The sequence below is a fragment of the Polaromonas sp. genome, assembly GCF_030689685.1.
Classification (GTDB): Bacteria; Pseudomonadota; Gammaproteobacteria; order Burkholderiales; family Burkholderiaceae_C; genus Polaromonas.
The window spans coordinates 1-12,812 of record NZ_JAUYEY010000036.1 but is presented as its reverse complement, the minus strand read 5'-3'; the positions used below and the strand labels follow the sequence as shown (position 1 = coordinate 12,812).

The window sequence follows — 12,812 nt, the reverse complement described above, 5'->3', positions numbered from 1 at the left end:
CGGCTGCAAAGCGGCCGCGACGGTCCATTTTTCACCGGCTTTTTGCCCCATAGCTACGGCTATGGCGCTGCAAACCCGGCGAAAACTGTCCTCGCCGGGGCCACTTTTCGCTTCGACGCCTTCTGCCGCCCAGGCTCCTAGCGCTTAAAACCCGGAGAACCCGCTCGAACACTGGCGAATAAGCTTATGCGAATAAGCGAACAACAAATCTGTCGTTTGTTTTCATAACCTGCGGTTTTACAGTCACCGGCTTATGCATGATTTTGCTTTTGTCTTCGCCGGTTTTGCGGTGGGCGTGGTGGTTGGCCTGACCGGGGTCGGCGGCGGCTCGCTGATGACGCCCTTGCTGATTTTCTTTTTTGGCATCAAACCGCACCTGGCCATAGGCACCGATTTGCTGTTCGCCGCCTTCACCAAGATGGGCGGCACGGTCAGCTTGGCACGCGCGCGCATCGTGGACTGGAAAATCGTCGGCCAGACTGCCGCCGGCAGCATTCCGGCCGCGCTGGTCACGCTGTATGCCCTTCACCTGCTCGGCCCGGCCAGCCCGACCGCCCATGCGGTGATGACCACCTCCCTGGGCATCGCGCTGCTGCTGACGGCGACCGCGATGCTGTACAAGACGGTTTACGGCAAGGCCGCACCGCGTCATATTGAAGCGGCGGCCCTCAGCGCCGCGACGCAGGCCCGGCACTGGGCGCTGCCGGTTCTGTTCGGCGCGCTGATTGGCGCCATGGTCACCATCACTTCGGTGGGCGCGGGCGCCATCGGCGTGATTGTGCTGATGTTGCTCTACCCCGCCCTGCCTCTGCCGCGCATTGTGGCCGCCGATATTGCCCACGCCGTGCCGCTGACCTTGGTCGCCGGCCTCGGTCATGCCTCCATCGGTTCGGTGGACTGGCCGCTGCTGGCCAAGCTGCTGGCTGGCTCGCTGCCGGGAATCTGGCTCGGTGCCCGGTTGATGACACGCACGCCCGACCGCTGGATACGTTCCCTGCTTTCCGTGCTGCTGGCTTATGCCGGCGTCAAGCTCATCGCCATCTGAATCCACTTTTTGATCTCTGACAGCCATGTACCAATACACAGAATTTGACCGCCAGTTCGTGCAGGCACGCGCGGACCAGTACCGCGACCAGCTCACCCGTTGGCAGTCCGGCCAATTGGCCGAGGACGACTTCCGCCCACTGCGCCTGCAAAACGGCTGGTATGTCCAGCGCTACGCACCCATGCTGCGCGTGGCTGTACCCTACGGTGAGCTGTCGAGCGCGCAGGTACGTGTGCTCGCAAAGATCGCCCGTGAATATGACCAGCCGAACGCCGCGCTGTTCAATGAAGCCCAGGCGGCCCAGGACAAGCTGGGCCCGGTCAACCTCAAAAGCGGTCTGTCGGTGGCGTCCAAACTGACCGCCGGATATGCCCACTTCACCACGCGCCAGAACATTCAGTACAACTGGATTCCACTGAACAAATCGGCCGATGTGATGGACCTGCTGGCCAGCGTCAACATGCACGGCATACAAACCAGCGGCAACTGCATACGCAACATCAGCAGTGACGAGCGCGCCGGGGTAGCGGTCGATGAAATCGCCGACCCACGGCCCTTCGGCGAGATCCTGCGCCAATGGAGCACGCTGCACCCCGAGTTCGCGTTTTTGCCGCGCAAGTTCAAGATCGCCATCAGCGGCGCGAAGGAAGACCGCGCGGCCACCGCTTGGCACGACGTGGGCCTGCACCTGATCCGCAACGGCGAAGGTGAGCTCGGCTTCAAGGTGCAGGTCGGCGGTGGCATGGGCCGCACGCCCGTCATCGGCACAGTGATCCGCGAGTTTTTGCCGTGGCACCAGGTCATGAATTACATCGAGGCCATCGTGCGCGTCTACAACCGCTACGGCCGGCGCGACAACATGTACAAGGCGCGTATCAAGATTTTGGTCAAGGCTGAGGGCCAGAAGTACATCGACGACGTGGAAACCGAGTACCTGCAGATCATGGAGCACGACGGCGGCCCGCACACCATCACGCAGGCCGAGCTGGACCGCGTCACGGCGTGTTTTGTGCCCCCTGCGCTCAGGTGCGACCGCAAGAGCGCTGACGCCAAAATTGCAAATATCCTGCGCGCGGCGGCCGAAGACGATGTGGAGTTTGGCCGCTGGCTCAAGCAGAACGTGGCCCCGCACCAGAACCCTGACCTGCGCTGCGTCACGCTGTCGTTCAAACGCCTGGGCCAGGCGCCCGGCGACGCAACCGCCGACCAGCTCGACACAGCCGCCGACCTGGCCGACCAGTTCAGCGCCGGTGAGCTGCGCGTTACGCACGACCAGAACCTGCTGCTGCCCTGGGTGCGCTGCGACGAGCTGCCCGAGCTGTGGCGCGCTGCGCGCAAGTCCGGCTTCGCCCGCCCCCATATCCGCCTGCTGACCGACATGATTGCCTGCCCCGGCGGCGACTTCTGCTCGCTGGCCAATGCACGCTCGATCCCGATTGCCGAGGCGATCACCGAGCGTTACCAGGACATGGACGAGTTGCACGACCTCGGCGAGATCGACCTGCACATCAGTGGTTGCATCAACTCCTGCGGCCATCACCACAGCGGCCACATCGGCATCCTTGGCGTCGACAAGGACGGCAAGGAGTGGTACCAGGTCACGCTGGGCGGCTCGGACGGCTCCACGCTGAGCGGCGCGCCCGTGCCCGGCAAGGTGGTCGGCCCCTCGTTCTCTGCCGCCGAAGTGCCGGAAGTCATCGAAGCGGTGCTGGAGACTTACCGCAACGAACGTGAGGCCGGTGAAACCTTTATTGCCACCCTGCGCCGCACCGGCATCGACCCGTTCAAGCTGGCCGCCAACAGCGCACGTTTTGCCGCTGCAGCCTCCGCCGCCAACTGAGGACCTCGCCATGAAACTATTGCCACTGACCGATCACAGCGCCGCCGCAGAAAGCACGCTCCTCGTGCTGCCCAACGACGCCGACCCGCTGCAGCCTGCACTGGACGGTGTGACACGCATTGACCTGCACTTTCCGAAATTCACCGACGGCCGCGCCTTCAGCCAGGCTTTTCTGTTGCGCCGCCGGCGCGGCTTCGACGGCGAAATCCGCGCAACGGGTGATGTGCTGGCCGACCAGCTCGCGCAGATGGAACGCAGCGGCTTTGACGTCGCCGTGCTGCGCGCCGACCAGGACATGGCGACCGCCCAGCGGGTACTGGCGTCCTACCCCGGTTACGGCGTCGGCAACTACCAGGGCGACGCCGTCGACGTGCAACCACACTTCAAGGAAGCGGCTGCCGCCTGAACACCATGAACCTTGACCTTGCCAACATCAACGCAGAACTCGGTCTCAATGCGCCGGGCCTGGTGGACTGGGCCGTGGGTCTGGGCCGGCCAACCATCGTCACCACCAATTTCCGTCCTTTTGAAGCGGTCATTCTGCACATGGTGACGCGCGTCCGTCCCCAAGTTCCCGTGGTCTGGATGGACAACGGCTACAACACCGAGGCCACCTACCGCTTTGCCGACGAAGTGACGAAGTTGCTCAAGCTGGACCTGCACATTTACCTGCCGCGCCGCTCTCGTGCGCACCGCGAGGCCATGGACGGCCCGACCCCGGCGCTGGACGATCCACGCCATGCGACCTTCACCGAAGAAGTGAAGCTCGAACCTTTTGCCCGCGCCCTGCGCGAAACTGCGCCGCAAGTCTGGTTCACGGCCTTGCGCGCCACCGACACCGCCGTGCGCGCCCAGATGGATGCGGTCAGCGTCAACCCGGACGGGCTGATCAAGGTCGCGCCTCTCCTGCACTGGTCGTCCAAAGACCTTTACCAGTACTGTGAGACCCACGGCCTGCCCAACAATTTCGACTACGTGGACCCCACAAAAGGCGAGGACAACCGCGAATGCGGCCTGCACCTCGCACACTGACGGTCCCGCCCCCTGCTCCCCACCGCTGAGCTATGAACGCCCGAACACCCACCAACCTCCTGCCAGCCAACTCGGCGATCTCCACCGCGCGGCTGTCCAATACCCACCTCGATGCACTTGAGGAAGAAACGATTTTCATCCTGCGCGAGGTGGCGGCCGCCTTCGAGCGCCCGACGCTGCTGTTTTCGGGCGGCAAGGACTCGCTGGTCATGCTCAAGTGCGCCGAAAAAGCCTTTGGCGTGGGTCGCATTCCCTACCCGCTACTGATGATTGACACCGGCCACAACTTCCACGAGGTGACCGATTTCCGCGATCTGCGCGCCAAAGAACTCGGCGCCGAGCTGATCGTGCGCAACGTCGAAGACTCCATGAAACGCGGCACCGTGCGATTGGCACACCCCGGCGAGTCGCGCAATGTGCACCAGTCGGTGACACTTCTGGAGGCCATCGAAGAGTTCCGCTTCGACGCGCTGATCGGCGGCGCGCGCCGCGACGAGGAGAAAGCCCGCGCCAAGGAGCGCATCTTCTCGCACCGCGACAGCTTCGGCCAGTGGCAGCCCAAGGCCCAGCGACCCGAACTCTGGACGCTGTTCAACACCCGGCTGCAGCCCGGCGAGCATTTCCGCGTGTTTCCGATTTCCAACTGGACCGAGCTCGACGTGTGGCAATACATCGAGCGCGAAGCCATCGCCCTGCCTTCGCTTTACTACGCGCATCAGCGCAAGGTCGTTGAGCGCAAGGGCCTGCTGGTGCCGGTGACCGAACTCACACCCGCGCGCGATGGCGAGGGGGTTGTCGAAAAAACCGTGCGTTTTCGCACCGTGGGTGACATCACCTGCACCTGCCCGGTGGACAGCCCGGCCGCCACGGCAGCCGAGATCGTGATCGAAACCCTGGCCGCCGACGTCAGCGAGCGCGGCGCCACACGCATGGATGACAAGACCTCCGACGCCTCGATGGAAAAGCGCAAAAAAGACGGGTATTTTTAGTTCTCCCCCGAAGCAGGCTTCGCCTGCCTCCCCCCAGGGGGCGGCGCCTGCGGGCCGGCGGAGCCGGACCCGCAGCCCCCACTGACCAAGACCTAGCCTATTTTTTGAGACTGAAATGACCACCAACACCGCTACTGATTTGATAGCTGACTATGCCCATCCGACAGGGGCTACAGGCCAAAATGATCTGAAATCGGCGCTCAAGTTCATCACTTGCGGTTCGGTCGATGACGGCAAAAGCACATTGATCGGCCGCCTGCTGGTGGACAGCAAGGCCGTGCTACAGGACCACCTGGCCGGCGTGCAGCGCGACGGCGAAACCGACCTGGCGCTGCTGACCGACGGCCTGTCGGCCGAGCGCGAGCAGGGCATCACCATCGACGTGGCCTACCGCTACTTCAACACCGAGAACCGCAAGTTCATCATCGGCGACGCGCCCGGCCACGAGCAGTACACGCGCAACATGGTTACCGCCGCATCAAGCGCCGACGCCGCTGTGGTGCTGGTTGACGCCACCAAGCTCGACTGGACAAGCCCGTCCATGGAACTGCTGCCGCAGACCCGGCGCCACTCGCTGCTGGTCAACCTGCTGCGGGTGCCATCCATCGTGTTCGCTGTAAACAAGCTTGACGTGGTGGAAAATCCCGCACGGGCCTTCCGCAACATCAGTGCGGCACTCACGGCGTTTGTGAAAGCCGCGTCCATCCCGGTCAAGGCAACCGTTCCTGTGTCGGCCCTCAAGGGCTACAACGTGGTGGATGCCCTGCCCGGCTGGTGCAACTACCAGGGCCAGTCACTGCTGCAATTGCTTGAACACCTGCCCGCCACCACCGCCGAAAGCACCGAAGCTTTTTCCTTCCCGGTGCAGTGGGTGGAGAAACCTGCCCCCACGCTCCGCACTGACGTGTCGTCGCTGCCCCCCGAGGGGGCTGTTTCTCCTAGGGGCGGCCCGTCTGAGAAACCATTCTCATCGTCCTCGGACACTTCGCAGAGCCGCCGTGTCTTTTGGGGCCGTGTCGCTACCGGTGGTGTTCAACCGGGCCAAAGCGTGACCGTGCTGCCGAGCGGCCAAACCGCCGTTGTGGCCCAAGTGCTGGACCATACACGCCAGACCAAATCCATCCGAGCCGGCCACAGCGCGGGCATCGTGCTGGACCGCGAAGTGGACGTGTCGCGCGGCGACTGGCTGCTGGCAGAAAACAGCTTTGAGCCCTCGCGCGAACTGTCGGTCACCATCGCCTGGATGGACGACGAGCCGCTGGTCGCCGGCCGTGTTTACTGGGCGCTGCACGGCCACCGCTGGGTCAAGGCCAAGGTCAAACGCATCGTCCACAAACTCGATGTCAACACGCTGGCCGAGGAGGACGCCAGCGCGCTGCCGCCGAATGCCATCGGCCATATCGAGCTGAGCCTGCAAGAGCCGCTGGCCACCCTGCCCTATGCACGTTCACGCGTACTCGGCTCGCTGGTGCTGGTGGACACGGCATCGAACAAAACATCGGGGGCCGCGCTGATTCTTTGACCTGATCAGCAGCCCCGCCTTGCCGACTTCACCCTACTTCCGGAATCCTCTTAAAATCGAGGGTTTCCACCGATCCCCGCCAGAACAACATGACTCACATCGTTTCCGAACCCTGCATCCGCTGCAAGTACACCGACTGCGTCGATGTCTGTCCGGTGGACTGCTTCCGCGAAGGCCCGAACATGCTGGTGATTGATCCGGACGAATGCATCGATTGCGCGGTCTGCATCCCCGAGTGCCCGGTCAATGCGATTTATGCCGAGGAAGACGTGCCAGCCGACCAGATCGCCTTCATCAAGATCAATGTCGAACTGAGCCAGGCCGCAGGCTGGAAAAGCATCACCAAGCGCAAGGAGGCCCTGCCCGATGCCGAAGAGTGGAAAGACAAAACTGGAAAACTGGCCGAGCTGATTCGGTGAACATGCACACCCCTGCCGGATGCTCACTTCGCGTAGCACCACCGCCCCTTGCAGGGGACGACGCCTGCGGCCTGGCTAAGCCCGTTTCGCGGCGTCTGCTGGCAAGGCAAGCGCCACTTCGCAAATACATGCGTCACTGGGCGGCGGCATGATTGAAACCGATGCCCTGGTCGTGGGCGCGGGGCCTGTCGGTCTGTTCCAGGTGTTCCAGCTCGGCCTGCTGGACATCAAGGCCCACGTGATTGACACCTTGCCCCACCCCGGCGGGCAGTGCATTGAGCTTTACGCCGACAAGCCGATTTATGACATTCCCGGCACGCCGCGCACCAGCGGCCGTGCGTTGGTCGCCAGCCTTCTCAAACAAATCGAGCCTTTCGGCGCCAGCTTCCATCTGGGCCAGGAAGTCAGCACGGTGGTGCCACAGGCAGACGGCCGTTTCCTGGTGGAAACATCCCTTGGCACGGTGTTCCTTGCCAAAACCATGTTCATTGCCGCCGGCGTGGGATCGTTCCAGCCGAAGCGGCTGAGGATAGCCGGGCTGGACGCCTTCGAAAATAGCCAGCTTTTTCACCACGCCAGCGAATCGACGCCCTTTGCCGGTAAAAAAATGCTGGTGGTGGGTGGAGACGAAGCCGCCGTGCACTGGGCGGTACGTCTGGCCGAAGCAGGACCACAGCAGGCGCAAAGCGTGACCTTGCTGCATCGACGGGATGTTCTGCAAGCTTCCGCACAGGTCCTGGCCCGCTTTGATGCCTTGCGCAAAAGCGGCACCGCGCGTTTTCAGGTGGGGCAGCTTACCGGAATCGACACCGAAGACGGCAAACTGAAAGCAGCGTGTATCACGGACGTGGATGGCAACACCGCTGCCTTGCCGGTGGACAGAATGCTGGTTCTGCTCGGCCTGTCACCCAAACTCGGGCCGCTGACGCAGTGGGGGCTGGACATGGAACGCAAGCAATTGCTGGTAGACACCGAAAAATTCTCCACCAGCATCCCCGGCATTTTTGCGGTCGGCGATATCAACACCTACCCTGGCAAGAAAAAACTGATCCTCTGCGGTTTTCATGAATGTGCACTGGCGGCGTTCGGAGCGGCCGAGCTGATTTTTCCGGGTCAGAAGATCCAGCTTCAGTACACCACCACCAGCCCGAAACTGCACAAGCTGCTGGGTGTTGAGCCGCCCCAAGTCGACTGACACCGGGCACCCGCCGGGCGTCGGCGATTCGCCTTTAAACCAGCGGCTTGAGCCGCATCGGCACAGGCGCGTGACCATGGTTGAGCGGGCCGCCGCCGGCGCCGGTTTTCACCTTTGCCCCGGCCAGCATGGCCGCACGCACATAGGCCCGTGCCATCTCGACCGCTTCAAACAAGGGCTGGCCCAGCGCCAGTCCGGCGGCAATGGCCGACGACAGGGTGCAGCCGGTGCCGTGAGTGTTGGGAGTCTGGATCCGCAGTGCCTGCATCCAGTGTTTGCCACCTTCGGCCGTGACCAGCAAATCGATCACCGTGTCGCCTGGCAGATGACCACCCTTGAGCAGCACCGCATGCGCGCCGCGGGCCAGCAATTCGCTTGCCGCGAACTCCATGTCTTGCGCGTTGCGCAAGGGGCGGCCTACGAGCAAGGCCGCCTCATCCAGGTTGGGCGTGACCAGCACGGCGCGCGGAAACAGTTCGCGCACCAACACCACTATGGCCGGGTTGTCGATCAGCACGGCGCCGCTGGTGGCCACCATGACGGGGTCGAGCACAATTTTCCGCAGTGCATGGCGGTCTATCGCCTCGGCCACCGCCAGCACAATCTCGAGTGCATGTAACATGCCGATCTTGACAGCATCGACGCCGATGTCCTCGACCACCGCGTCAATCTGGTGACGCAGGATGTCCGGTGGCACACCATGAATGGCCCGCACGCCCAAGGTGTTCTGCGCAGTCAAAGCGGTGATCGCCGTCATGCCGTAACAACCTAGCGCAGCAATCGTCTTCAGGTCCGCCTGGATGCCCGCACCACCGCCGCTGTCGGAGCCGGCAATCGATAACACGCGCGGGTATTCGAATTGAAAAGAGGTATCGCTCATGAAGAAGATTTCCGGTGACTCGCGGCCTGCGAGAGGCGATGTCGGATTATCGGGGAAGCGGCGCGTCGCCCCGCTGGCCCGCGATGCCGCAGGTGAACTGCCAAGCACGCGCGTCCCGCAGCAGCGGGACCGCAGAGAATTAAGGCTATAATCATAGGCTGTATTCCTCAATAGCTCAGTTGGTAGAGCGCCGGACTGTTAATCCGTAGGTCCCTGGTTCGAGCCCAGGTTGAGGAGCCACTTATTCACAAAGCGAACCGCCGAGCCACCGAGGCTCATCATGCGGCCTTCGTTGTATTCAACAGCCACTGTGTCACCCGTCACAGTGGCTTTTTCAATGAACGATCCAAGAAAAGTCCGCAGCTTTTTCACGTCCTGACATTGCTCCACCAGGCCGCGCAGCATGCCTGAGACCTCCATCACGTCGAGCTCGGGGGCATCGAGCGGTCCAGTCGGTTCGTCTTCCAACTTGATCAGGGATTGCTCCAAATCCTTGATCTGAGCGTTTAACTCGCGCAGCCGCGGCCCAAGGTCCGCTAGGTTTGGTGCGTTCTCACCGAGCAATTCAAGCACGCTGTACAGCTTTCCGCGCTTTCCCTCAGCTTCGCGCAACCCTCTCACCAGGGCGTCCCTGCGCAGTTGGCGATCACGCGCCCACTGCCCGCCCATGGCCGTGGCATCTTTCACCACCTTGATCACGGTTTCTGGCGTCAGTACCTTGTCGAGCAGTTCGCTCACAAGCCATGGATCCATCGAATCGACCCTGATGTTCTTGAAGTTGCATTTTTCTTTCCCCCGCATGTGAGTGCAGCATCCGTAGTAGTGGTGTCTGGTACCGTCACGCGCGGTCCCGTTCGTGAGCGTCAGCGCCCCCTCGCAATGACCACAGCGAAGCAAGCCAGCAAACACGGCTTGGCTGCGCGGAATGCCTCCAACCCGCTCCGGTCGCCTGGCCTGCAGGGATTGCTGTACCTTACCGAAGGTTTCAGCGTCAATGATCGCCGGATGGCTGCTGACACGGACCCACAAGTCAGGAGGGTTTGGCTTGCGCTTCGTCAGCCGATTAAAAATGCTCACGCCGCAGTAGACCTCGCTGGTAAGCATGAAATTCACCGTGTTTTTTGCCCAGCGCCGTCCTCGAAGAAACAGGCCAGCATCGTTCAACGTCATCGCAATGATCTTCACGCCGTGACCCTGCAAAGAAAGGTCGTACACCCGGCGCACGGTTTCGGCCTCACCGGGATGCTCCACCAGGCGCCGCCTTTTTCCGTCAGGAATCGCCGCGTAGCCAAAAGGCACGCGCCCGCCCATGAAATACCCGTCGCCAGCCGCCTTGAGCATCGAGCGCCGGGTGTCCGAACTGACCCGCCGACTCACGTGCTCATCAAACAATGCAAAGAACCCGTCCATAAGCCAGCCGTCGTCGGTGCTCACGTCCACGTCACTGGAAACATAGGTCAGGCGCGTGCGATAGGTCTGCAAAACCAGCTTGTACCGACCCGCATCCAAGACGTTTCTGGCGAAGCGACTGCTGGACCAGGTGATGAAGTAGTCCACGTCCATCAATGAGCAGTAGTTGATCGCCTCCTGGAATGCTGGGCGCTTATCTGTGGTGCCAGATATCCCGCCGTCAACAAACTCCTTCAAGACTTCGGCCCCCAGCGCCTCGGCTTTCACCCTGCAGCGGTCCAGCTGGCTTTCAATCGGTAAACCGTCGTCGGCCTGGCGCTTGCTGCTAACCCGTGCATAGATGATTGCCCTCTTCATCCCCGCATCTTTCCACGCCGGGCCAGTTTTCTTATGTGAGAACGGTCCAGTTTTTCACCAAGGCGGTCCTTGACAGCCTTCTGGATCACTGCCGGTGGCAGGTGGTTGCGTGCCAACTCTTCAACCCACCGATTTCGTTGGAAGCGCTTGAAGCTGGTGTAGCGGCGCAGTTGGACCTCAATCATGGATTCGTTCTCAGAACGGCGAATTTCTCGCAGCTCAGCCGCTGTGTCCAGGATGCGCCACAGGGTCAGGAAGTTGTCGTACCCCACCGCTTCCGCGATGCGAATCCAGATGGCCGGCAGGCCCATGTCCGAAAGTTCGCGAATTTTTGCCCCCTCCAAAAGTTTTGAAGTAGTGCATCCATCCAGGTACCCACCCCCCCCCTTCGGGCGGGAACAGGTCCGCCTGCCGACCCCCCACCCCCTCAGTCGAGGCATCCTCCAGCGTGACCAGGGCAGCGCCTGCATGCCTGGCACTGCGGGTTTCACGCACTGGCATAGCGTGCCCTCCCTCTGAAAACAGACAGCACCACTGCGCACTTCACCAGACCACGCAGTAAAACCACCGTCAGAGTTAGCCTGATCTTGTTACACATTGCGGGAAGCTGCGAGACCACCAACTGACGCGGGACTTCTCGCCTTCGCATGGTTACGGTATAGGCTTTGCGTAACTGTGCTGGCAGTTCGGGGGCATGTTTGGGTCGCATATTGCTTTGAAGGTGAGGGGGTGAATCAGGCCTGTGGTGGCAAGCGCTTGAGCAGCTCTGACACAGGCGTGTTGATCTTGGCCAGCGGCGCGAACTTATCGACATCACCGAACTTGCGGCGTGCAGCCAGGTGGACATACAGGAATGTGGTCTTCACTTCGGCATGACCCATCAGGCCCTGCACAGCTTCCATGTGCACGTTGTCTTCCACCAATTCGGTGCCATACAGGTGGCGCAGGGCATGGGGGTGCAGCTGCTCACTCGGGATGCCCAAGCGACGGCCGTATTTCTGCAGCATGTCGTGCACGGCCTTGCGGGTCAGGCGCCGGCGTTCGCCGCGGTGCAGATCTGCGGTCATTCTGGTTGATCGCACCGACACGAAAAGCACCTTGTCCTGGGGCATGCCGTCTTTGGTCGGAATATCTCGGTCGATATCCACCAGGTCTTCGTGGCCCAGGTACACGCGCACCAGCATCTCGGCCTCGCGCGGCACCGGCACCAGTCGCTCCTTCCGGCCCTTCTCCATCACCTTCAGCACCATGCGCGGCTGCTTGTCCACCTGCGTCATGGACAGGTTGCTTTCGTTGAGGGCGACCAAGCCACCCACGCGCAGGCCGCAGCCCATCAGCAGCGCCAGCATCGCCGCGTCCCTGATCCCGATGAAGCTGTCCAGGTCCGGACCCCACATCAGCTTCTCGGCGTTGGCCAGCGTGATCAGGTTGGGCAGCTTGCGCCCCGTCTTGGGTTGCTCGATGCCCGATGCCAGGTGCCGCCTTGTGTGGCCAGCCGACACAGCCCATTTGTAGAAGCCCTTGACCGCGCTGATGTACGGCACACGCCCCTTGGCCACGATGCCCTTGTTGTGCAGCCACAGGCCGCAAAAGGCCTGCAGCTCGACCGAGGTGAAGTCCAGCAGCGGCCTGCCAGGCATGAATTCCTGCAGCCGCTTCATGGCCAGGCTGTATATCTCTACCGTGCGGGCGCTGCGGTTCCGGCCATGCTGTAGCCATTCCAACCAGTCATCAATCAGCTGAAAGTTCGTTCGTGGTTCAGTGGCCATGGTGCGGCCTTAAAAACAAGCCGGGCGCATTTCTGGCCGTGGAAGCGCGGAAGGACCCAAAAAAGGCCTGGAACCCGCACCAGCATTGGGCTACAGGCCGACAGGGCATCCACAAAAGACCCGTTGATGCGCGAAATTTTCGTGGAACCTGTTTATTCCCACAGGTGGAAGAAACTCCATGCTTCGTGGATTGATATTTTCCTGAAAACCCGCCTCCTTTTTTCCTTCTTTCTCTTCTTAAAAAAAGATAGATAGATAGTCTTACTGTGTCATAAAATATGCTATTATTTCAATAGCATCAATTCTGACCGGAGGCTTTATGGACGCAGCCAAGGAGTTCAATCGTTACATCTC

12 protein-coding genes and 1 tRNA gene are annotated in these 12,812 nt (G+C 61.7%); 9 read left to right on the top strand and 4 right to left on the bottom strand.

What is annotated here, in order from left to right; all coding sequences use genetic code 11:
* Nucleotides 1–253: 253 nt before the first annotated feature.
* From Q8O29_RS09500 to Q8O29_RS09465, 8 genes are all read left to right on the top strand, one after another.
* Complete coding sequence (locus tag Q8O29_RS09500) at nt 254–1,045, top strand: sulfite exporter TauE/SafE family protein (RefSeq protein WP_305562158.1); 792 nt, start codon at nt 254–256, stop codon at nt 1,043–1,045.
* 25 nt (nt 1,046–1,070) lie between these two features.
* Complete coding sequence (locus Q8O29_RS09495) at nt 1,071–2,885, top strand: nitrite/sulfite reductase (RefSeq protein ID WP_305562156.1); 1,815 nt, start codon at nt 1,071–1,073, stop codon at nt 2,883–2,885.
* Between the two features lie 10 nt (nt 2,886–2,895).
* Nucleotides 2,896–3,291: a DUF934 domain-containing protein gene (locus Q8O29_RS09490; RefSeq protein ID WP_305562154.1), complete on the top strand. Its 396-nt coding sequence runs from the start codon at nt 2,896–2,898 to the stop codon at nt 3,289–3,291.
* A gap of 5 nt (nt 3,292–3,296) precedes the next feature.
* Entirely contained in the window at nt 3,297–3,917 is a 621-nt protein-coding gene (locus Q8O29_RS09485) for a phosphoadenosine phosphosulfate reductase family protein (protein ID WP_305562152.1), read from the top strand.
* Between the two features lie 32 nt (nt 3,918–3,949).
* The gene (cysD, locus tag Q8O29_RS09480) at nt 3,950–4,906 is read left to right on the top strand and encodes a sulfate adenylyltransferase subunit CysD (protein ID WP_305562150.1); all 957 of its coding nucleotides are present in this window, start codon (nt 3,950–3,952) and stop codon (nt 4,904–4,906) included.
* A 115-nt stretch (nt 4,907–5,021) separates the two neighbouring features.
* Complete coding sequence (locus Q8O29_RS09475) at nt 5,022–6,428, top strand: sulfate adenylyltransferase subunit 1 (protein WP_305562148.1); 1,407 nt, start codon at nt 5,022–5,024, stop codon at nt 6,426–6,428.
* An 89-nt stretch (nt 6,429–6,517) separates the two neighbouring features.
* Nucleotides 6,518–6,847, top strand: coding sequence for a ferredoxin FdxA (fdxA, locus tag Q8O29_RS09470; protein ID WP_305562146.1), 330 nt, complete (start codon nt 6,518–6,520; stop codon nt 6,845–6,847).
* A gap of 148 nt (nt 6,848–6,995) precedes the next feature.
* Complete coding sequence (locus tag Q8O29_RS09465) at nt 6,996–8,042, top strand: NAD(P)/FAD-dependent oxidoreductase (RefSeq protein ID WP_305562144.1); 1,047 nt, start codon at nt 6,996–6,998, stop codon at nt 8,040–8,042.
* Between the two features lie 34 nt (nt 8,043–8,076).
* On the opposite strand, the gene thiD is transcribed toward Q8O29_RS09465, so the two are convergent.
* Nucleotides 8,077–8,922, bottom strand: a complete 846-nt coding sequence (gene thiD, locus Q8O29_RS09460) for a bifunctional hydroxymethylpyrimidine kinase/phosphomethylpyrimidine kinase (RefSeq protein WP_305562142.1) — start codon at nt 8,920–8,922, stop codon at nt 8,077–8,079.
* Nucleotides 8,923–9,086: 164 nt separating this feature from the next.
* Between thiD and Q8O29_RS09455 the strand changes: the two genes are divergently transcribed.
* Nucleotides 9,087–9,162 (top strand) — tRNA-Asn (locus Q8O29_RS09455).
* Here the strand turns inward: Q8O29_RS09455 and Q8O29_RS20350 are convergent.
* From Q8O29_RS20350 to Q8O29_RS09440, 3 genes are all read right to left on the bottom strand, one after another.
* Nucleotides 9,121–10,689, bottom strand: a complete 1,569-nt coding sequence (locus Q8O29_RS20350) for a recombinase family protein (protein WP_371134193.1) — start codon at nt 10,687–10,689, stop codon at nt 9,121–9,123. The genes Q8O29_RS09455 and Q8O29_RS20350 overlap by 42 nt on opposite strands.
* On the bottom strand, nt 10,686–11,000 hold the full coding sequence (locus Q8O29_RS09445) for a hypothetical protein (protein WP_305562138.1): 315 nt from the start codon (nt 10,998–11,000) through the stop codon (nt 10,686–10,688). The genes Q8O29_RS20350 and Q8O29_RS09445 overlap by 4 nt, the downstream gene beginning before the upstream one ends.
* A gap of 423 nt (nt 11,001–11,423) precedes the next feature.
* Nucleotides 11,424–12,458, bottom strand: a complete 1,035-nt coding sequence (locus Q8O29_RS09440) for a tyrosine-type recombinase/integrase (protein ID WP_305562136.1) — start codon at nt 12,456–12,458, stop codon at nt 11,424–11,426.
* Between the last annotated feature and the right edge of the window lie 354 nt (nt 12,459–12,812).

Excerpts from the sequence above, each read along its gene's own strand:
- Q8O29_RS20350 (WP_371134193.1), bottom strand. The coding sequence starts at position 10,689 with ATGAAGAGGGCAATCATCTATGCACGGGTTAGCAGCAAGCGCCAGGCC.
- Q8O29_RS09475 (WP_305562148.1), top strand. The coding sequence starts at position 5,022 with ATGACCACCAACACCGCTACTGATTTGATAGCTGACTATGCCCATCCG.
- fdxA (WP_305562146.1), top strand. The coding sequence starts at position 6,518 with ATGACTCACATCGTTTCCGAACCCTGCATCCGCTGCAAGTACACCGAC.
- Q8O29_RS09485 (WP_305562152.1), top strand. The coding sequence starts at position 3,297 with ATGAACCTTGACCTTGCCAACATCAACGCAGAACTCGGTCTCAATGCG.
- Q8O29_RS09440 (WP_305562136.1), bottom strand. The coding sequence starts at position 12,458 with ATGGCCACTGAACCACGAACGAACTTTCAGCTGATTGATGACTGGTTG.
- thiD (WP_305562142.1), bottom strand. The coding sequence starts at position 8,922 with ATGAGCGATACCTCTTTTCAATTCGAATACCCGCGCGTGTTATCGATT.
- Q8O29_RS09445 (WP_305562138.1), bottom strand. The coding sequence starts at position 11,000 with ATGGGCCTGCCGGCCATCTGGATTCGCATCGCGGAAGCGGTGGGGTAC.
- Q8O29_RS09500 (WP_305562158.1), top strand. The coding sequence starts at position 254 with ATGCATGATTTTGCTTTTGTCTTCGCCGGTTTTGCGGTGGGCGTGGTG.
- Q8O29_RS09465 (WP_305562144.1), top strand. The coding sequence starts at position 6,996 with ATGATTGAAACCGATGCCCTGGTCGTGGGCGCGGGGCCTGTCGGTCTG.
- cysD (WP_305562150.1), top strand. The coding sequence starts at position 3,950 with ATGAACGCCCGAACACCCACCAACCTCCTGCCAGCCAACTCGGCGATC.
- Q8O29_RS09490 (WP_305562154.1), top strand. The coding sequence starts at position 2,896 with ATGAAACTATTGCCACTGACCGATCACAGCGCCGCCGCAGAAAGCACG.
- Q8O29_RS09495 (WP_305562156.1), top strand. The coding sequence starts at position 1,071 with ATGTACCAATACACAGAATTTGACCGCCAGTTCGTGCAGGCACGCGCG.